This window comes from Lactobacillus delbrueckii subsp. delbrueckii DSM 20074 = JCM 1012 (assembly GCF_001433875.1).
Lineage (GTDB): Bacteria > Bacillota > Bacilli > Lactobacillales > Lactobacillaceae > Lactobacillus > Lactobacillus delbrueckii.
The window spans coordinates 1,405-19,626 of record NZ_AZCR01000002.1; the positions used below are offsets into that span (position 1 = coordinate 1,405).

Here is an 18,222-nt window from a genome sequence, read left to right on the forward strand (position 1 = left end):
CTGCACGCGCGTGCAGGCCTTTTTGGTTTGAAAATATTGTATATTGTTTTTTAGCCGTTATTGCCTTTACTTGCAGGCTTTTGCCCCTTTTGGCAGGCGGCGGCCAATCAGCCAGACAGCCAAGAGGGCAATGACTGATTCAATGACAATGTAGAGGGCCCGCAGCTTGATAGTGGTCCCGCCCAGCCAGACATTGAAGACTATTGAGCCCAAAACCAGGGCAATCATCCAGGTCCATTGCTGCTTGTCAAAGGCCAGGCCGTATTCTTCTTCTCTTCTGCGGATGCCTGGGAAGATCCCGCCCAGGCCGATCAAGACCAGGCAGGCCACGATGTTGATGGAGAGTTCATACCACCAAACCCAGCTGCCTTCCTTGACGTCTTGCGGCATGAAGCCTAAGACCGTAGCGACAGCCGTGACGGCCAGGAGGGCAAAGCCGACCCACCAGGCGAAGGTGTCGTTTTTAATGTAGCGGTAAACTGACGGGTACTTGGAGGAGTTTTTGCCTCGGACCTTCATGAAGGAGTAGAAAATCCAGCAGGTAACGGCCGGAGAGATGATCCCGTTCAAGTTCAAAAGCCAGTTGAAGATGTCGTTCATGTCTGGCAGGAAAATCCCCAGAACCATGATGAAGCCGCTCAAAAAGACAGTCAGAGTGTAGCCGTTGATCGGCAGGCCGTCCTTGTTGGTCTTCTTGAGGAACTTTGGCATGTACTTGTCCCCGGTGTCGGAGATCAGCATTCTGGTCATGGCGTCCAAAAGGACGGACAAGAGGGCCACATTGTAGAAGAAGGAGGCCCAGGCGTAGATGTAGACAAAGAGCTTGCCTACGCCGAATTGCTTGCCCATGGCGCCGAAGACGTAGTATTCACCGTTCATCTTCAAGTCGTTTGGCATGTGGTTGGCATCGATGTAGATGCCCAGGGCAATTGAGCCGAAGATGGTCAAAAAGCAGGTCATGAGGGCCAGGGCGATCATGGCCTTAGGGAATTCCCGCTTGGGGTCCTTCATCCGGGTCACGTATGGGGCGACCAGCTCAGACCCGTTGACGGCATAGATCAGCATTCCCACGGTTGAGAAGTATTTAAGGTCAAACTTGGGGATGATGGTCTTCCAGGTAAATGGCGTCGCGGTCTTGCCGCCGGACTTGGCCAGGCCGGAAAAGGCCAGAAGCACGAAGAGGATGGTCATGATGAACATGGCCCAGCCCCCGATGTTGGACAAGACTTCCATTGATTTGGAGAATTTGTGTTCCAGCAGGGTCAAAAGGATAAAAATGACAAAGGTGATGGCCGTAAACATGGACGTTGAGAGGAATTTCGGGTTCTCAAACTCGTCAGTTCCAGTCACCCCCCAGCCAACGTCAACCAAGAGGCAGTTGGCCGTGTCGACCACGTAAGGAATCGAAGCGGCCCAGTAGGTCCAGGCCGTGAAGTAGCCTAAAAATTCACCGTCAGTGGCTCTGACCCAAGAGGAGAGTCCGCCACCTTCATGGTTGAAAACTGAACCTAAGTGGCCAACGATCAAAGCGTAAGGAACCACGTAAAGGAACATCATCAAAACCCAGGAGGTGATGACCGCCATCCCTTGGTTTTGGAAGTTGTACATGATGTCTTCCAGCCCGATGACCGTGACAAAGGCCATCATGGCTAAAGTTTGCCAGGAAATATAATTTCCCTTTTTATCTAATTCGTCCATAAAAAATCCTTCCTGTTAAACAAAGTGTACTAACAAGAAACCAGGCCCGGGGACTTGTTTAGCGATACCATTTCCATCTCCAATCTAGCAATTATTAAGTTTTTTTAAAGCAAAATCTATTTTACAGTGCTTATAAGGAGAAAAAAAGCCTTTTAACCATGATAGCGGTTCCTGGGCGAATATTTTCTGAGCAGAAGATTTCCTATCTTTTTTCTTTGGAGTACAATGAAAGACAAGTTAAATTTGACGAGGTGATTTTATGGAGAAAAAATTAGACAGCGCGATTTTCGCGGGCGGCTGCTTCTGGTGCATGGTGGCCCCTTTTGATACTTTGCCAGGTATTGAGAGCGTCACGGCGGGCTACACGGGCGGGCACGTGCCTAATCCGACTTATGAACAAGTCTGCAGCCATACGACTGGCCACACGGAGGCGGTCAAGATCGTCTTTGACCCGGACCTCATGTCTTATGAGGACTTGCTAGGCTACTACTGGCAGGTAACGGACCCGACTGACGCCAGCGGCCAGTTCCAGGACCGGGGGGACAACTACCGGCCGGTGATTTTTTACAATTCACCAGAGCAGAAGGCAGCAGCGGAAAAGTCCAAGCAGGAACTGGTGGAAAGCGGCCGCTTTGATGATCCGATCGTGACCAAGATCGAACCGGCAGCGCCTTTTTACGCGGCTGAAGACTACCACCAGCAGTTCTATTTAAAGCATCCAGACCGCTACGCGGCTGAAGAAGCCGGCGGCCGGGCCCAGTTTATCAAGGAGCACTGGGGCAAGTAGGCATAAGGGGATGGCATGAAGAAGGGTTTAGTGATGGAGGGCGGCGCCATGCGTGGCCTGTACACGGCCGGGGTGACGGACGTCCTCATGAAACATGGGATCAAGTTTGACGGGGCAGTTGGCGTTTCAGCCGGAGTGACCTTTGGCTGCAACTACAAGTCCCTGCAGCCTGGGAGAGTTTTACGCTATAACCTCCGCTATGGCAGCCGGCCCCAGTTTAAGAGTTGGCGGTCCTGGCTCAAAACCGGGGATCTCTACGGGGCGGACTTTTGCTACTATACCCTACCGGAAGTACTGGATCCTTTTGACACCGCGGCTTTTGCCAGAAACCCTATGGACTTCTGGTGCGTGGCAACGGATGTGGAGACGGCCCAGCCGGCCTACCACAAATTGACTACCGGCAAGGGGCGGGACGTGGCCTGGATCCGGGCTTCAGCCTCGATTCCCGTTTTCGCCCGGCCGGTTAAAATCGGGGGCCACGCATACTGGGACGGGGGCGTCAGCGACTCCATACCGGTCCGTTTTCTTCTGGACAAGGGCTATGACAAGGCAGTGGTCATTTTGACCCAGCCGGCTGGCTATCAAAAAGAACCATCGCGTTTGCAGCCAGTCGTTGACCGGATCTTGAAAAAGTACCCGGCTGTCGTGGCGCGCCTAAGGCAGCATCATGTGGAATATAATGCCTGCCTGGCTTATATCGCCAAAGAGGAAGCAGCCGGCCGCCTCTTTGTCTTCCGGCCCAGCCAGGACATCGGCGTCAGCGCCATGGAGAAGGATCCCAACCGCCTTAAGGCGGTCTACCGAGTCGGCGTGAGGGATGCCAAGCGGCAATTGGCGGCCTTGAAGGAATTTTTACAAGATTAAGCACAAAAAACGGTGACTGAGCTAAGGCTCAACCACCGTTTTAATTTGCACTTGTTAAGTGCTTTTTCTTTATTCTCTTTTTCTTTTAGTCGCCGAACTTAGCCAGCTTCTGGTAGTTGGCCAGCATCCAGTCGGCATAACTGACCTTGTTTGGCATGGTTTCGCGGACTTCCACGATCGGGATGCCTTGCTTCTTGGCCTTCTTGACGAAGGACTTGACCGTGTCGGAGCTGGCCTGGGTGTTGTTGACGAAGAAGGAGATCTGCTTTTTCTTGATGGCTTCATTCATCCGGGCGATCACGGCCGCGCTCGGGTCGGTTTCCTTTTCAGTGGCTTCTTCAAAGTTCTTGTTGCCGATCTTGAAGCCGGTCCGCTCTAAAGCGTAGTCAAAAACCGGCTCGCTGACGAAGACCGGCTTGGCCTTGCTGCCCTTGATTCCGTCAGCAACTTTTTTGATCTTGGCGATCTTCTGCAAATACTTCTTGCCCTGGGCCTGGTAGTAGCTGGCGTGCTTTTTGTCAAGCTTGCTGAGCTTCTTGACCAGATAGGCGACGTACTTTTTCGGCATATTTAAGTTGTACCAGATGTGGGGGTTGGCGCTGGAATCCAGCTGCATCAAGTCTTCCCCGACCTTGACGGCTTTCTTGCCATTAGAGGCGGCCAGCTTGTCCATCCAGCTGTCATAGCCCATCCCGTTGGCAACGATGATGTCAGCGCCAGTCACCGTCTTGGCCGCATTGGTCGTCGGCTCATAGTCATGGGGGTGAGAGTTGCCGTTGGTGATCAAGGCGGTAGCCTTACCATACTTGCCGACGATATTTTGCGCGATGTTGGCGTAAATGTTGGTCGAAGTTACAATCTTGATCTGGCTCTTGGAACTTTGTTCATCCTTGGCGCAGCCGGCTAAAAAGAGAGTGGTCAAAAGCAAAATTGGCCAGATAATTAACTGTCTGTGTGTTTTCTTCATGTCTTTTCCTTTCAAGATCTACAGCTTGCCTGCAAATCATATTAGAATACGGGAAAAATAGCCAAAAGTCAATAAGAATGACGAAAATAATGGTAAAATAAACTACATGAATGATTTTAAGTTTAGCAAAAGAGAAAAGATTTACCTCCTCCTGGCTCTGGCTGTCTTGGTCATGCTCTTCATCTCAAGCTCGATGACCTACCATGAGCAGAAGATGAAGGCCGGTTTTATCCATACCTACCTGGGCTGGCTGGAAGATTTAATCCACCGGCTCAATATCTATTACGGCGGGGTCTGGCACAATGTCAAGACTGACGGGTCAGCTGGCTTCACCCAGTTCGTGGTCCGGAAACTGGCCCACTTTACCAGCTACTTCTTCTATGGCCTTTTTGCCTATTTGGGCTTAAGAAGAGATTTCGTTATCAAATGGACCGGCCCCCTCTTTGTCTGGGCCAGTGCCTTTGCCTTCGCGGCCATGGATGAGTTCCACCAGTTCCTGACCGGGGACCGGACCCCCAGCGTGCATGACGTGATGCTGGATGCAAGCGGGGCCTTGCTGGCCATTGTTTTGGCGGTGATTTTTTATCAAGTCAAGCAGGGCAGGGAGCGAAAAAAGTCGGCCATTTAGGGGCTGAAACCGTTGAATTTCTGCCCTTCCTGAGTTATTATAAAAAAGTTGATTATATTAATTACAGAAAGAAGGATCCTAAATGTCAGGACATTCAAAATGGCACAATATTCAAGGCCGCAAGAATGCGCAAGACGCTAAGAGAGGGAAGGTTTTCCAAAAGCTCTCCCGTGAAATTTACATGGCTGCAAAGAGTGGTGGTCCTGACCCTTCAGGTAATCCAAGATTGCGTTTGGTCATGGACAAGGCACGGGCTGCCAACATGCCAAAGGACAACATCCAACGGGCCATCAAGAAGGCTGAAGGCAACTCAGACGAACACTACGATGAAGTAACTTACGAAGGTTACGCACCGGGTGGTGTTGCCATCCTGGTTGAAGCCTTGACTGACAACAAGAACCGGACTGCCTCATCCGTACGCGTGGCCTTCACCCGCAACGGCGGCAGCCTTGGTGCTACTGGGTCAGTTGCCTACATGTTCGACCGCAAGGGCTACATTGTAATCGACCGGTCAACTACTGACGCGGATGAAGACCAAATGCTGATGGACGTCATGGAAGCCGGCGGCGACGACTTGCAAACCAGCGACGACGCTTACGAAATCTACACTGATGCCAAGAGCTTCACTGCTGTCCGCGATGCTTTGGAAAAGGCCGGCTACCAGCTGGCAGTTTCTGAACTGACTATGGTGCCGCAAAACACCACTCCAGTTCCAGCAGACAAGAAGGAACAATTCGAAAAGCTGGTTGACGCTTTGGAAGACGACGATGACGTTTCCAACGTTTACACCGCTGCAGCTGACGAAGAAGAATAATTAAGCTGTAAATAAACTATACAAAACGCGACTTTCTGTGGAAAGCCGCGTTTTTTTATGCTCTTTTACGATTTTTTGGAAAAATTTTGCCTTCTCAGAAAAAAATCGCCACTTTTGGCGTACTAGTAAGTGGAGGAGGAAAAAAGAAAGGAGGACCTTGTGGAAGTTGCAGACAAAGCCCGGCAAATGCTGGAAGAAGCAGTTAGGATTCGGGCCAGTGACATCTTTTTTCTGCCGAAAAAGGGCAGCTATAAACTTCGTCTGCGGGCCGGGGATCTGGAGGAAAGGCCGTCCCTGACCCGGGAGGCGGGAAATGAACTGATCAACTGGTTTAAGTACCAAGCTGAAATGGATATTGCCGAACACCGCCGCCCCCAGGTCGGCAGCATGGCTGTCAATTTGGCGGGGCAGGACTACTGGCTCCGACTCTCCAGCGTGGGTGATTACCGGGGGGAGGACTCATTGGTCATCCGGATCATCTATGCTTTGGGGGAGAGCCGGTACTTTTTCCCGGACCAGTTCAGGGACCTGGTGGACCTTTGCTGGCTGCGGGGGATGATCGTGACCAGCGGGCCTACTGGGTCGGGTAAGACCACGACCATGTATGAACTGGCCAGAAAGCTCAGCCAGACGAAAATGGTGATGACGATTGAAGACCCGGTGGAAGTATATGAGGAGAGTTTTTTTCAAGCCCAAGTCAATGCCGGGGCCGGGATCAGCTATGCCAGCCTTTTAAAGGCGGCTCTTCGTCACCGGCCGGATGTCTTGATCATCGGTGGTGATGAAGAGACGGCCCATTTAGCGGTTGACGCGGCATTAAGCGGCCACCTGGTTTTAGCCACAGTGCATGCCAAAAGTACCTACCAAACCATTTCCCGCCTGGAGAGCCTGGGGGTTAAAAATAATGAACTGGTCAACTGCTTGACGGCGGTTTCCTACCAGCGCCTGCTGCCAGGGGAAAAGGGGCCAGCCTGCCTGCTGGACTTGGCCAGCCGGGAGGACTTGCTGGCGGCTCTGGGGCAATCCTTCAGAGGAAATTTCGCGGCTTGGGAGGAAAACTTAAGCAGGCTGGTGGAGAAAGGAGAGATAAGCGCGGATGTGGCAAGGCAATATAAAGGCGGCTAAGCTGAAGCAGAGTGAGCAGGTGGAGCTCTTGGCCTTTTTGGCCAACTGTTTAAAAAACGGCTTTTCCTTGACCAAGAGCTTGCAGCTCTTGCCCCTGCTTTGGCCCCAGCGGAAAAAGCAGCTGGCCCGGCTGGATGAAAAAATGCGGCAGGGAGAAGAACTGAGTCAGCTTTTGGCGGGCCTGGGCTTTAACAAGACGACGGTGACGCAGTTGGACATGGCACTTAGCCAAGGGCGGCTAGATGAATCCCTGGCCCAGCTGGCCCTTTTGGGGCGGATGAAGAATGAACAGGTCAAGAAGCTGGAGGGGGAACTGGCCTACCCGATCGTTTTGGCAGGGATGATGACCTTGATTTTGATCTTTATGCAGAACTTTTTGTCGGTAGAATTTGCTGGCAGTTCCGCTAAGCAGGGGGACCTGCTCTTGCTGATTTTAGTCTTTTTGCTGGTTTTGGTCATCATGTTAGTCGTTATCGCGGCAGCTTACATGAAGAAGCAGGACTACCAGTCTTTTAAAAAGCTCCTGGCTTGGCCGGTTTTCGGGCCAGTGGTGGCCTTGTATGGCCAGTATTTGATCTCTTATGACCTGGGCATGCTTTTGGCCAGCGGCTTTTCCCTGCAGCAGATGTGTGACTTTGCCTGCCGGCAGGCGCCGGGGTCACTGCAAGAAGAAGTGGGCCGGCGGGCAAGAGACGCGATCCTACGGGGCAAGAAAGTGGAAGAGGTTATCCAGAAGGAGCCATTTTTGAGCCAGGACCTCTTGATGCTGCTGCAGGCGGGCAGTGAACGGGAGGAACTGAGCCGGCAGTGCCTGCTTTTGTCCCGGCTTTTGTTCAACTGCCTGCGCCAGAAGCTGTCCAAGCTAATTGTCAACGTGCAGCCGGTCTGCTTTATCTTGATCGGCCTGTGCATTATTGGAATGTATTTAAAGCTGCTTTTGCCAATTTACGACAGCATGCAGCAGCTTTAGATTTGCGGAGGAAAAAAGGAAATGAAGCATTTAAGACGGTTCTGGCCAAAGCGCCAGCGGGCTTTTACTTTAATTGAAATGGTGATCGTGGTGGCAATTATCGCGACTTTGGTTCTTTTGATCTCGCCAAATTTGTTGGCCCAAAAGGACCATGCCGATAAGCGGACTAACGATGCTTTTACCACGACCATTCAGACCCAGGTGGAGCTATATGAAGAAAATACGGGCAAGAAGCCGGCCTCTTTCCAGGAAATGGTGGATGCCCACTATTTGACGCAAAAGCAGGAGAAGCAGGCTGAGGATAAGAAGCTGGCAATCGGTGACTTCGCCAAGGGCGGAGAATGAGGCAGAAGGCCTTCAGCCTGCTGGAGACGGTGATAACCTTGGCTATCGCGGGGATGCTGCTGGGTATCGGGGAGATAAGCTTTCAAGGCTTTGAGGACAAGATCAATTTTGACCGCTTCTGCCGGCAGGCGGCGGGACTTTTTCAAGAGAAAATCAGAAGTGCCGCCATTACGGGAAAAAAGGTCGTGATCTACAACCAAAGCAGCCAGGGCAAGCTGGAAGTCATTCAAGACGGCCGGCATGAGAGCCTCAAGATTCCAGATGGAGTTACGGTTTATACCAACTTTAACAATACATCAGGCTGGACAATCAGCAGCGACGGAACCACCAGCCAGGCCTTCACGCTGAGAATCATAAAAAATGATCAGGAGAAAAAAGAGTATGAGAAAGCATATACCTTTTTGCTGTCGTGGGGGAAGATCAATGAAAAGTAAACAGGAAGGCTTCTTGGCCCTGGAGGCGGTAGTCGCTTTGGCCATCGTCTGTATTGCGCTAACCGCCATGGTGACCTGCCTCAGCGGGCTAAAGAAACTAGAGCAAGAGTCAAGCCAGCGGGCCAACCAGGCCCTGGCCTACCGGATGCTGAAGGAGTGCCCGGTCAAGCGGGTCAAGGTCAGGGACCATGAGTATGTCTTAACCGGCAAAGGAGACCTGTATGATGAAACCCAGCAGAAGATTTGCCAGAAGTAAGGCTTTCAGCTTGCTGGAGACCATGGTCGCCCTCTTGGTGACGGTGATTTGCCTGTCTCTTTTGTCCTCTAGCCTTAAGCTGTTTACCCTCTTTGAAAAAGACCGGCACAATCCTAATGAACTGGTCTTCTCTTATGTCCAGTTCGCCAAGTTTTTGAAAAAGGACAGCCAGCGGACCTATATTGATCTGGAGAATTCCAATCCTTTGAAGATCATGTTTATCAAAGAAGAGAAAAAGGACGACAAGAAGGGGGAAGAAAAGATAGACAAAGCTGGCTACGTTCTGGAAATGGACAATGGCGGAAATAATCTTCGGGTCAGAAGATCCGGACCAGACGGCGGCAACATGACCTTGCTGCCAATCAGGGGAGCAACGTTCGCGGCCAGGGATGGCTTGATGGAGGTCCATATCAATGGAAAGGGGAAAAGGTCAATTTTATATTTTAAAGTCGACAAGGCACCGGAAAAAGAAAAGGAGGCTGAGAAAAAGACTGAAGATCAGAAAACAGACCAGGCTAAACCAGCAAAGGGGGAGCGCCCTGCTGACCAGCGTGCTGCTGCTAGCAACGACAATTCTGCTGATTGACAGTTACCTGGATGCTTATCAGCATGTTATTAAGATCAACCAGCTGCTGGCAAATTATCTCTGGGGCGGGTGAAATTTCTTGCACCCTTCCTTGTAAATCATTAGAATTGGTATGTATTGCAAAGAAGGGTGGACTAAGTCATGAATAGAATTGAAGAACTGTTTGGGCAGACTCTGGAAGCAGTCGAATGCCTGCAAGAAGCCTTGAACGTGCCCCTGGCTGATGCCTTGGTGGAAACTTTTGACAACCTGGAAAGCGGGGAAATCCGCGTGGAAATGGGAGCCCCGGACCAAAAGACGGTGGCTGAGCTTGAAGAACGCTACGCGGCTTTAGACTACAAGAACTGGTCCAAGGCCCAGAAAGAGCAGGTCTATGGCCTCCTGGTCCTTAAGGCCGTCAACGATGACGGCCGGGATGCCAACCAGATGCCGACTCCGCCGCTTTTAGCCACGGTCTTGACCCTATTTATGGACAAGCTCCTGCCTAAGAGAAAGCAAGTCCTGCTGGACCCGGCAGTGGGCAGCGGCAACCTGCTCTTTTCTGTTGACCAGCAGCTGGCTGCCCAGAATCATTCAGAAGACCGCTTTGACCTGGTTGGCCTGGATAATGATGAAGAAATGCTCAACTTGGCCGACGTGGCCGCCCACTTGGCGGGGTTAAAGGCCGACTTCTACTGCCAGGATGCCCTGACCGGCTGGCCTGTCAAGCCAGACGTAGTGGTCAGCGACCTGCCGATCGGCTTTTACGCTAACGACGACAATGCCAAGAACTTTGACCTCCGGACCAAGGAGGGGCACGCCTACGCGCACGTCCTCTTCGTTGAGCAGATCGTCAAGAACCTGGCTGAAGACGGCTTTGCCTTCCTTTTGGTCCCGCAGAACATGCTGACTGGTACGGTTGGGGCTGACTTTATGCCCTGGCTGGCCAGTAAGGTCTACCTGCAGGCGATCGTGCAATTGCCAAGCAGCTTATTCCAAAGCAAGATAAGTCAAAAAAGTATCCTTATCTTCCAAAATCACGGCCAAAGCAAGCCGCCGAAGGAAGTTTTGCTCACAAAGCTTGAGAATCTGAAGAAGGAAGAATCTTTGGTAGCCCTTAATATTAAACTGAACGAGTGGTATACTAAGAAAGATAATTAAGTTTGTGAAGTGAGTATAAAGGAGTTTTTTAATAATGGATAAGGTTTTAGCAATCAACTCTGGTTCATCTTCATTTAAGTATAAGCTGTTCTCATTAGCTGATGAGAGTGTCTTAGCTTCCGGGCTGGGCGACCGTATAGGTATCGATGGTTCAACCTTTTCAATGAAGTTGGCTGATGGGACCAAGCATGAAGCCGAAGTTGACTTGCCAAACCAGGAAGTAGCCGTGCAAACCCTGCTTGACTGGCTGAAAGAATATGGCGTTATTGCAGATGTCAAGGAAATTGTCGGCGTTGGCCACCGGATCGTGAACGGCGGGGAATTGTTCCCAGACTCAGCAATCATCGACAAGGACAACATCCACAAGGTTTTTGACTTGACTAACTACGCTCCTCTGCACAACCCGGCAGAAGGCCACGTCGTTCAAGCCTTCATGAACATCCTGCCGGACGTGCCGCAAGTCGGCGTCTTTGACACTTCCTTCCACCAGTCAATGGATGAAGTACACTACATCTACTCCTTGCCATACGAATATTACGAGAAGTACAAGGCCCGCAAGTACGGCGCCCACGGCACTTCTGTCCGCTACGTTTCCGGCAAGGCGGCTGAATTGCTGGGCAAGGACCTCAAGGACCTTAAGCTGGTTGTCTGCCACCTGGGTTCAGGCGCTTCAGTTACTGCGGTTAAGGATGGCAAGTGCTACGACACTTCCATGGGCTTCTCACCTTTGACTGGGGTAACCATGGGGACCCGGTCAGGTGACGTTGACCCGTCAGTTCTGCAGTACATCATGAAGAAGGAAGGAATCACTGACTTCAATGAAATGATCGATATTTTGAACCACAAGTCAGGCCTTTTGGGCCTCTCCGGTATCTCCAGCGACATGCGGGACATCAAAAACAGTGATGACAAGCGCGCCAAGCTGGCTGATGCTGTCTTCATCAACCGGGTAGTCCGCTACGTTGGCTCTTACATTGCTGAAATGGGCGGGGCAGACGCGGTTGTCTTCACTGCCGGGATCGGCGAACACGATGATGAAGTTCGTGAAGGGGTCATGAAGTCACTGTCCTTCATGGGCGTTGACTTTGACGACGCAGCTAACAAGGCTGCTAATGAAGGCTTCATCACCAAGGAAGATTCCAAGCTGGCTGGTTTGATTATTCCAACTGACGAAGAATTGATGATCGAACGTGACGTTGTCCGTTTGGCCAAGCTTAAGTAAAAGTTTTTAAGCAGAATATTTGAGGATATGGTCATTTTTTGCTAAAATGATCATGTTCTCTATTTTGGGGATGTTTTGGGATTCGACAGGCGCAGACCCGCGCTGGTTGCGATTCGTAGGTTACGTCTACGTTAAAACGTTAAACAGTTTAAATTAACTGCAAACGAAAACTCATACGCTGTAGCTGCTTAGTTCAGCCCAGCTGCCAATAGACTGCCTGCCCGTGGCGGTCTTGCGGTATCAACCTTACGGGATACGCTTGCTTATCACACCTGAATAAGCGAGAAGAGACTAACAGGTTAGCCGTGGCTTTTTGGCCCTGTCATATGGCGTTTTGCCCCGGTGAAGTTTAAATAATATGACTATGATCGTAGAGACCAGTGACGGGATGCGTTTGGACAGGGGTTCAATTCCCCTCATCTCCATCTGTCTAAAGAAGGCGCGTGTGATTGATGCACGCGTCTTTTTTGTGGAATTTTTATCTTCCAAAATGAAAGAATTCTCCAATATATGCAACGATAAGCTGGAAAGAGCGGTATAGTATAAGATATAAGTGTTTATAAGGTGTAACTAAAGGGGGAGAAATGAAAATGATTTTCCGAAGATGGCCACTGGAATAAAATAACAAATGCAATAAATCGCAAAGGAATCAAGAGTATAATTAAAAGAATAGAAGCTATTGTTTTGACTGTAAGTACACTTTTTAGTGCGGGAGGTCAACTATGAAACTCAAAGAATTTTAGCCAGGAGCTTATAGCTACCAAAAAGTCAATGACAAGAGCAGGACCAAGCTCAAGGTCGACCTTTTCCCAGGCCTGCTGCCAACAGCACTTTTTGCCTGGGCGGTTTACAAATTCTTGACTAGCGGCGATGATTAAAAGCAAACTTTTTTCTTGTAGAAATTAAGTGAAAAACTATATAGTTTAGTCAATTAGCCCCAAACTTGTGAGTTAAGTTTCAAGTTTTTTCACAGAATGATTGGCGGCTTTTGATACTTTTTTGCTACGATTATAATATAGTGCGGATTGCACAATTTTTCGGTAAGGGGTTAAAACATGAAGATCTTAATGGTAGAAGATGACAAGTCAGTTTCACAAATGATGGAATTGTTCTTCAAGAAGGAAGGCTGGGAACAAGTTTCCGCCTACGACGGTGAAGAAGCAGTCGAAATTTTCCAAACTCACCCGCAGGACTTTGACATCATCACTTTGGATTTGAACCTGCCAAAGAAGGACGGGATCCAAGTGGCCAAGGAAATCCGCCGGATTTCTGAAACTGTGCCGATTATTATGGTGACGGCCCGCGACAGCGAATCTGACCAGGTTCTCGGCCTGGGTGTCGGGGCTGATGATTACGTAACCAAGCCATTCAGTCCGATCGCCTTGATCGCCAGAATCAAGGCCCTGCACCGGCGGGTAATGCTGGAAGGGCAGCCAAGAAACCTGCCGAAGAACATCCCAAGCAACGACTTCGACTTGGAAACCAACCACATCCGGATCTCCAAGAGCCGGCGGGAAGTCTACTTTGACGAAAACCGGGTTGAAGGCTTGACGCCAAAGGAATTCGACCTGCTCTACACCATGGCCCAGAAGCCAAAGCAGGTCTTCTCCCGGGAACAGCTCCTGGAACTTGTCTGGGGCTATGAATACTTCGGTGAAGAAAGAACTGTTGACGCTCACATCAAGAAGCTGCGCCAGAAGCTGGAAAAGTCCGGCCCGCAGATTATTCAAACCGTCTGGGGCGTGGGCTACAAGTTTGACGATTCACAGGTTAACGCATGAAACTGATTTATCAGCATATTCTGAGTTTTTTGATAGTCATTTTAACCTCGGTCATGATCATTGGCTTTTCAACAGTCAACTACCAGAAGGAACAGGCCTATCAAAGCAACTATACGCGCTTGGAAAGTTATGCCGAGAATTTTTCAACCCTGCAGCTGTATTCTAAAAAGACGCAGAGCAAGAATTCACCGCCGGTTTTTTCTGCGGATTTCCTGCAGAAGTTTTCCTTCGTCATGCGGGATGAAAATCTTAAACTGTTTTTGATGGACAAGAACTTTAAGACGACTTATCCCCTTGGCGGCTACGACATCTTGAAGAAGTCAGCCAAATCGAAGCTGAAAAAGGGGAAGGTGGTCCAGATCAAGGACGACCACAGCAGCGAGCAGCAGGGCCTTGCCCCGAAAGTCCAGGGCCGGGTAAAGCACTATGGCTTAAGAAAGCGGAGCAAACGCCTTTTTGCCGCTGAAAGCTATACCTGGGTCGTGGTTCCCCAGGTCCAAGGATCCGGGTCAAATAAGAAGGTCGTCGGGGCCATCATGATCGGTTCCCGGGTCAAGGATGTCCTGCAGACCGTGAGTCAAGCCAAGGCAAACCTGGCCAGAGCCCTGGTGATCACCTTCGCGGTCAGCTTGATCTTGAGCTTTATTCTGGCCTACTACCAAACTGGCCGGATTAAGAAGCTCTCCCTGGCTGCCCGCAAGGTTGCTGACGGTGACCTGGACGTCCAGGTTGACCACCGCCATGCCGATGAAATCGACGACCTGGCCGAAAACTTCAATGAAATGGTCCGGTCTCTGAAGGCCTCAAATGAAGAAGTCAAGGCCCAGGAAGAGCGGCGGGACCAGTTCATGCAAGATGTGGCCCACGAAATGCGGACGCCTCTAACAACGATTAATGGCCTTTTGGAAGGGATGAAGTATGATGCCATCCCAGAAGAATCAATTCCAGAGTCCATTGACCTCATGAGCCGGGAAACCAAGCGCTTGATCCGCCTGGTCAACGAAAACCTGGACTATGAAAAGATCAGAAGCGGGAAGATCCAGATGATGAAGTCCCAGTTCAATGCCCGGACGATCATGAACGACGTTCAGCAGCAGCTGACTCAGAACGCGGCTAAGAACGGGGACAAGATTATCCTTGACGCTCCGGAAGATTTGCCGGTTTATGCTGACCAGGACCGCTTCAAGCAGATGCTGGTCAACTTGACCCAGAACGCCATCCAGTTTACCAATAACGGGACGATTACGCTCAGGGGCCGGCGCTTACAGCATGGGGCGACCTTCAGCGTCCAGGATACCGGGATCGGGATGACCCAGGAGCAGAGCAAGTATATCTTCGAACGCTTCTACAAGGCTGACCCGGCCCGGGCCCGCTACGGCGGTACCGGTGAATCCGGCCTGGGCTTGTCGATTGTCCTCTCTTTGGTCCGCCAGCACGGCGGGGAAATCAAGGTTATTTCCAAGCCGCATGAAGGCTCAACCTTCATGATCACCCTCTTTGACCAGGGGCATGAGAAGCACTATGACAAGAAGGACAAGAAAGAGTCCAAAGATAAAGAATAGCGACTAAAAAAGCTTACCGGCAGCCGGTAAGCTTTTTGCTTATTCTATTTAGTTTTCTTGCTGCTGGCTTTACTTGAGCTGGAACTTGCATTAGAGCTGGATGAACTTGAAGTCATTCTCTCATTCATGGAGCTGGATGAGGACAGGACGCTTTCAGGGATCTGGGTGATCTCGCTTTGCCGCTTGGCCAGCTGGCTGGCATCGGTCTTGTAAAGCTTGCTGGTGTCGCCCTTTTGGCTGATGAGGGCGGTTGACTGCTTGCCTAACTGCTCAATCAGGTCCATCATCTGCTGGTAGTTGGTGCTGTAGTTGTAATCGCTCGGGATGACCGGGCTGAAGCCCTTTGGCGTGTAATAGCGGAGCAGGTTCTTATTGTTGAGGGTGTCTGAGTAGGCCAGGGAGTTTTTGCCATAAGCAGCCAGCTTCTTGACTTCGGCTTTTTGCTTTTTGGTCAGCTTGGTCAAAAGTTTGCCGCTGGCGTCATAGAGATTGCCCTTGCTGGTCTTGCCCCCGATCAAGACGTATTTTGGACTGATTACCGTCCCATTTCTGAAGACGACAATTTGCTTGTGCTTAGCTGACAGCATGTCCGTGCCGAACTGGACATATTGCTTGCTGGAGATGCCCAGCAGGTGGAGGATGGTCGGCAAGACGTCGATTTCACCAGCCAGGGTTGACTTGATCCCGCCCTTTAAATTGGAAGCGTGGATCATGAAAGGTACCTTTTGCATCTGGGCGGTGTTGTAGCTGGACCAGTCATTCGGGTCCTTGCCGATCAAAGGCGCCAGGGTGGTGTACTCTTCATTGCTCAAGCCGTAGTGGTCCCCGTAAATGACGATCATCGACTTCTCATAGAGACCGGATTTTTTCAAGTAAGTGAAAAATTCCTTCAAGGCCTGGTCCAGGTAGTGGGCGGTCAAAAAGTAATTATTAATCGTCACGTCACTGGTTGAGCTGGTCTTGAAGTTTGGATCCTGGTCAGCCGTGGCCAGTTCAAAAGGCGTGTGGTTGGTGACTGTGATGAACTTGGCATAGAAGGGTTGCTGCATTCTTTCCAGGTACTTGACGCTTTCGGCAAAAAAGAGCTTGTCCTTAAGCCCGTAGCCGGAGCTGTCCCCGCTTTCCTGACTGAAGTAGTTCTTGTCAAAGAAGTAGTTGTAGCCCATATTCTTGTAAACGTCATTCCGGTTCCAGAAGCTGCCGACATTGCCGTGGAAGACGGCAGAGGTGTAGTTGCTGTTTGCCCGCAAGATTTGCGGGGCAGCCTGGAAGGTGTTGCTGGAGCCTAATGAAGTGAAGAGTGACCCGTCAGAGATCCCGTAGGTGCTGGTTTCCAGCATATTTTCCGCGTCACTGGTTCTGCCTAGGCCAACCTGGTGGTAGAAGTTGCTGTAAGACAGGGTGTGCTTGTTTTTGTAGAAGGAATTAAGGAAGGGAGTAACCTCCTTGCCGTTGACCTTCATCCCGATCAAAAACTGCTGGAAGCTCTCCAGGTGGATGATGATCACGTTTTTCCCTTTTTCCGCCCCGAAGTATTCGGAATTAGCCGGGGCGTAATTCTGCTGGGTAAAGTTGATGATCTTGTTCAATTCACTGGTCGAAGCATTCTTAGTTACGGTCGAGCTGGATTCGTTCTTAATAGCGTCATAAACCGTGAAGGTGTCAATGCCCAGGTACTTGACCACGTAAGTCCGGTCAAAAGTGTTCTTGAGCAGGCGGGGCCGGTTGCATTCAGCCACCATCATGTTGAGGCCCAAAACGAAGAGGCCGAAGGACGTAATGGCAAAAGTCCTGGAAAAGCCGTATGACCGCTGGTCGATCTTGATTACTTTTACCGCCAGCAGGATGACGATGACGATCAGATCCAGCCAGATAAAAATGTCGCTAGGCGCTAAAAGGGCCGCGCTGGACTTGCCCAGACCCTGGGAAACCTTGCTGAGGTTGGCCATGGTCTTGACGGTAATGAAGTCGGTGAACTGCCGGTAGTAAAGGACGTTGGCAAATAAAAGCGCCGTGTTGGCGAAATCGAGGGCCAGCATGGCAATGTAGGAGGCCAGAGGCTTGGAAAAGTAAAAGCCCAGGCTGATCAAAATGATGCTCATGCCCAGGGGGCTGAACCACATGATGATGTGCTGGAGGGGATTGGCCAGGCCTAGATTTAAGTCGCAGTAGGCGACAAAGAGGTATTTAAGCCAGTAGCAGATGACCAGGAGGGCCAAAAAGCCAGTCCGGCTTTGAAATTTGCCGAGAAATTTGCTGTGTTTCAATGTCTTTCTCCTTTTATTACTGTCTTAATTTTAAAGGTTGTGGCAAAAATAGACAAATATTTCCCCAGAGTTATTGCTTTCTTAAAATTCTTCCCCCAAAAAAGCTTGTATAATGTAAGCAGACCTTAGTAGATTGGACCAAGCGAGCATGTTGTTTTTAGCACCTTTATACAATTATTTAGCCAGCCAGTACGCCACCCGGATCAATCACTTTGCCTTGATCAAGTTAACCTTGCAGGGCCTGGACAAGACAATTTTTTACTTCCTTCTCTTCTCCCTGGTCCGGGTCATCTGGCTTTTGGCTGTCCGTAAAAGACGCGGGCTCTGGTCAGAATTCGGCCTCTGGCTCTTCGCCTTTTACTTTCTCCTGGTGCTGATGCTAACGACCTTCAGGTCATCCTACTTCCCTTGGGAACTGAATTTCCATTGGACGCGGCCGCTTAGCAATATCAACCTGGTCTTCATGAAGAATACCTGGAAATTAGTCTATGCCCAGAGCAAGGTCGACTTTTACTATAACTCTATGGGCAATATTTTAGCCTTCATGCCCTTCGGGGCCCTGCTGCCCAATCTGCTGCAAGTCAAGCGTTGCTTTGGCCGGGTCTTTTTCCTGGGGGTCTTGTCATCGGTGACGATCGAGATCCTGCAGTTTTTGCTCATGACAGGGGTCAGCGACATTGACGACGTCTTCTTCAATGCCTGCGGGGTCCTGCTGGGCTACGGGCTCTACTTTTTGCTAGGTCAAATTTGTGTAAAAAATCCCAATAAAGACTAGC

Annotated in this window: 18 protein-coding genes and 1 other RNA gene; 16 read left to right on the plus strand and 3 right to left on the minus strand. The window is 50.4% G+C overall.

From position 1 onward, the window contains the following. Positions 1-66 precede the first annotated feature (66 nt). Positions 67-1,698 carry an APC family permease gene (locus FD23_RS00565; protein ID WP_025895191.1) on the minus strand — a complete coding sequence of 544 codons (1,632 nt, stop codon included), beginning with the start codon at positions 1,696-1,698 and terminating at the stop codon, positions 67-69. Between the two features lie 259 nt (positions 1,699-1,957). On the opposite strand from FD23_RS00565, the gene msrA reads away from it, so the two are divergent. Both msrA and FD23_RS00575 read left to right on the plus strand, forming a co-directional pair. Continuing rightward, on the plus strand, positions 1,958-2,485 hold the full coding sequence (gene msrA / locus FD23_RS00570; RefSeq protein ID WP_052933601.1) for a peptide-methionine (S)-S-oxide reductase MsrA: 528 nt from the start codon (positions 1,958-1,960) through the stop codon (positions 2,483-2,485). Between the two features lie 15 nt (positions 2,486-2,500). Further along, positions 2,501-3,349: a patatin-like phospholipase family protein gene (locus FD23_RS00575; RefSeq protein WP_052933602.1), complete on the plus strand. Its 849-nt coding sequence runs from the start codon at positions 2,501-2,503 to the stop codon at positions 3,347-3,349. Between the two features lie 85 nt (positions 3,350-3,434). Here the strand turns inward: FD23_RS00575 and FD23_RS00580 are convergent, their stop codons facing one another. Beyond that, positions 3,435-4,316, minus strand: coding sequence for a metal ABC transporter solute-binding protein, Zn/Mn family (locus FD23_RS00580; RefSeq protein ID WP_052933603.1), 882 nt, complete (start codon positions 4,314-4,316; stop codon positions 3,435-3,437). Positions 4,317-4,422: 106 nt separating this feature from the next. Here FD23_RS00580 and FD23_RS00585 point away from each other — a divergent pair, with 106 nt between their 5' ends. The 13 genes from FD23_RS00585 (at position 4,423) to FD23_RS00645 (ending at position 15,179) form a co-directional block, all read left to right on the plus strand. Then, positions 4,423-4,944, plus strand: coding sequence for a VanZ family protein (locus FD23_RS00585; RefSeq protein ID WP_025895189.1), 522 nt, complete (start codon positions 4,423-4,425; stop codon positions 4,942-4,944). 82 nt (positions 4,945-5,026) lie between these two features. Beyond that, a complete protein-coding gene (locus tag FD23_RS00590; protein WP_025895188.1) occupies positions 5,027-5,758 on the plus strand; it encodes a YebC/PmpR family DNA-binding transcriptional regulator in 732 nt (243 codons plus the stop codon). 159 nt (positions 5,759-5,917) lie between these two features. Beyond that, positions 5,918-6,883, plus strand: a complete 966-nt coding sequence (gene comGA, locus FD23_RS00595; RefSeq protein WP_025895187.1) for a competence type IV pilus ATPase ComGA — start codon at positions 5,918-5,920, stop codon at positions 6,881-6,883. After that, positions 6,855-7,853, plus strand: coding sequence for a type II secretion system F family protein (locus FD23_RS00600; protein ID WP_052933604.1), 999 nt, complete (start codon positions 6,855-6,857; stop codon positions 7,851-7,853). The genes comGA and FD23_RS00600 overlap by 29 nt, the downstream gene beginning before the upstream one ends. Positions 7,854-7,874: 21 nt before the next feature. Next, positions 7,875-8,198, plus strand: coding sequence for a competence type IV pilus major pilin ComGC (gene comGC, locus FD23_RS00605; protein ID WP_002880035.1), 324 nt, complete (start codon positions 7,875-7,877; stop codon positions 8,196-8,198). Then, complete coding sequence (locus FD23_RS00610) at positions 8,195-8,632, plus strand: pilus assembly FimT family protein (RefSeq protein ID WP_052933605.1); 438 nt, start codon at positions 8,195-8,197, stop codon at positions 8,630-8,632. The genes comGC and FD23_RS00610 overlap by 4 nt, the downstream gene beginning before the upstream one ends. Next, complete coding sequence (locus FD23_RS00615) at positions 8,622-8,888, plus strand: type IV pilus modification PilV family protein (RefSeq protein ID WP_003619058.1); 267 nt, start codon at positions 8,622-8,624, stop codon at positions 8,886-8,888. Before FD23_RS00610 ends, FD23_RS00615 begins: the two co-directional genes overlap by 11 nt. Beyond that, positions 8,857-9,474 (plus strand): type IV pilus modification PilV family protein, encoded by a 618-nt coding sequence (locus tag FD23_RS00620; RefSeq protein ID WP_044880471.1) that lies wholly within the window; start codon positions 8,857-8,859, stop codon positions 9,472-9,474. Before FD23_RS00615 ends, FD23_RS00620 begins: the two co-directional genes overlap by 32 nt. 141 nt (positions 9,475-9,615) lie before the next feature. Beyond that, positions 9,616-10,614 carry a class I SAM-dependent methyltransferase gene (locus tag FD23_RS00625; RefSeq protein ID WP_002880040.1) on the plus strand — a complete coding sequence of 333 codons (999 nt, stop codon included), beginning with the start codon at positions 9,616-9,618 and terminating at the stop codon, positions 10,612-10,614. A 34-nt stretch (positions 10,615-10,648) separates the two neighbouring features. Next, entirely contained in the window at positions 10,649-11,836 is a 1,188-nt protein-coding gene (locus FD23_RS00630; protein WP_025895180.1) for an acetate/propionate family kinase, read from the plus strand. A gap of 66 nt (positions 11,837-11,902) precedes the next feature. Next, positions 11,903-12,264: a transfer-messenger RNA gene (gene ssrA, locus FD23_RS09060) on the plus strand. Positions 12,265-12,891: 627 nt separating this feature from the next. Next, positions 12,892-13,617 (plus strand): response regulator transcription factor, encoded by a 726-nt coding sequence (locus FD23_RS00640; RefSeq protein WP_025895177.1) that lies wholly within the window; start codon positions 12,892-12,894, stop codon positions 13,615-13,617. Beyond that, positions 13,614-15,179 carry a sensor histidine kinase gene (locus FD23_RS00645; protein WP_052933606.1) on the plus strand — a complete coding sequence of 522 codons (1,566 nt, stop codon included), beginning with the start codon at positions 13,614-13,616 and terminating at the stop codon, positions 15,177-15,179. The genes FD23_RS00640 and FD23_RS00645 overlap by 4 nt, the downstream gene beginning before the upstream one ends. 44 nt (positions 15,180-15,223) lie before the next feature. On the opposite strand, the gene FD23_RS00650 is transcribed toward FD23_RS00645, so the two are convergent. Then, the gene (locus tag FD23_RS00650) at positions 15,224-17,446 is read right to left on the minus strand and encodes an LTA synthase family protein (protein WP_025895176.1); all 2,223 of its coding nucleotides are present in this window, start codon (positions 17,444-17,446) and stop codon (positions 15,224-15,226) included. Between the two features lie 148 nt (positions 17,447-17,594). Between FD23_RS00650 and FD23_RS00655 the strand changes: the two genes are divergently transcribed. Continuing rightward, on the plus strand, positions 17,595-18,221 hold the full coding sequence (locus FD23_RS00655) for a VanZ family protein (protein WP_052933615.1): 627 nt from the start codon (positions 17,595-17,597) through the stop codon (positions 18,219-18,221). The last annotated feature ends 1 nt before the right edge of the window (position 18,222 follow it).

Bases quoted from the DNA above. Each gene is read 5' to 3' on its own strand.
- FD23_RS00565 (WP_025895191.1), bottom strand. From the start codon at position 1,698: ATGGACGAATTAGATAAAAAGGGAAATTATATTTCCTGGCAAACTTTA.
- msrA (WP_052933601.1), top strand. From the start codon at position 1,958: ATGGAGAAAAAATTAGACAGCGCGATTTTCGCGGGCGGCTGCTTCTGG.
- FD23_RS00575 (WP_052933602.1), top strand. From the start codon at position 2,501: ATGAAGAAGGGTTTAGTGATGGAGGGCGGCGCCATGCGTGGCCTGTAC.
- FD23_RS00580 (WP_052933603.1), bottom strand. From the start codon at position 4,316: ATGAAGAAAACACACAGACAGTTAATTATCTGGCCAATTTTGCTTTTG.
- FD23_RS00585 (WP_025895189.1), top strand. From the start codon at position 4,423: ATGAATGATTTTAAGTTTAGCAAAAGAGAAAAGATTTACCTCCTCCTG.
- FD23_RS00590 (WP_025895188.1), top strand. From the start codon at position 5,027: ATGTCAGGACATTCAAAATGGCACAATATTCAAGGCCGCAAGAATGCG.
- FD23_RS00600 (WP_052933604.1), top strand. From the start codon at position 6,855: ATGTGGCAAGGCAATATAAAGGCGGCTAAGCTGAAGCAGAGTGAGCAG.
- comGC (WP_002880035.1), top strand. From the start codon at position 7,875: ATGAAGCATTTAAGACGGTTCTGGCCAAAGCGCCAGCGGGCTTTTACT.
- FD23_RS00610 (WP_052933605.1), top strand. From the start codon at position 8,195: ATGAGGCAGAAGGCCTTCAGCCTGCTGGAGACGGTGATAACCTTGGCT.
- FD23_RS00615 (WP_003619058.1), top strand. From the start codon at position 8,622: ATGAAAAGTAAACAGGAAGGCTTCTTGGCCCTGGAGGCGGTAGTCGCT.
- FD23_RS00620 (WP_044880471.1), top strand. From the start codon at position 8,857: ATGAAACCCAGCAGAAGATTTGCCAGAAGTAAGGCTTTCAGCTTGCTG.
- FD23_RS00625 (WP_002880040.1), top strand. From the start codon at position 9,616: ATGAATAGAATTGAAGAACTGTTTGGGCAGACTCTGGAAGCAGTCGAA.
- FD23_RS00630 (WP_025895180.1), top strand. From the start codon at position 10,649: ATGGATAAGGTTTTAGCAATCAACTCTGGTTCATCTTCATTTAAGTAT.
- FD23_RS00640 (WP_025895177.1), top strand. From the start codon at position 12,892: ATGAAGATCTTAATGGTAGAAGATGACAAGTCAGTTTCACAAATGATG.
- FD23_RS00645 (WP_052933606.1), top strand. From the start codon at position 13,614: ATGAAACTGATTTATCAGCATATTCTGAGTTTTTTGATAGTCATTTTA.
- FD23_RS00655 (WP_052933615.1), top strand. From the start codon at position 17,595: ATGTTGTTTTTAGCACCTTTATACAATTATTTAGCCAGCCAGTACGCC.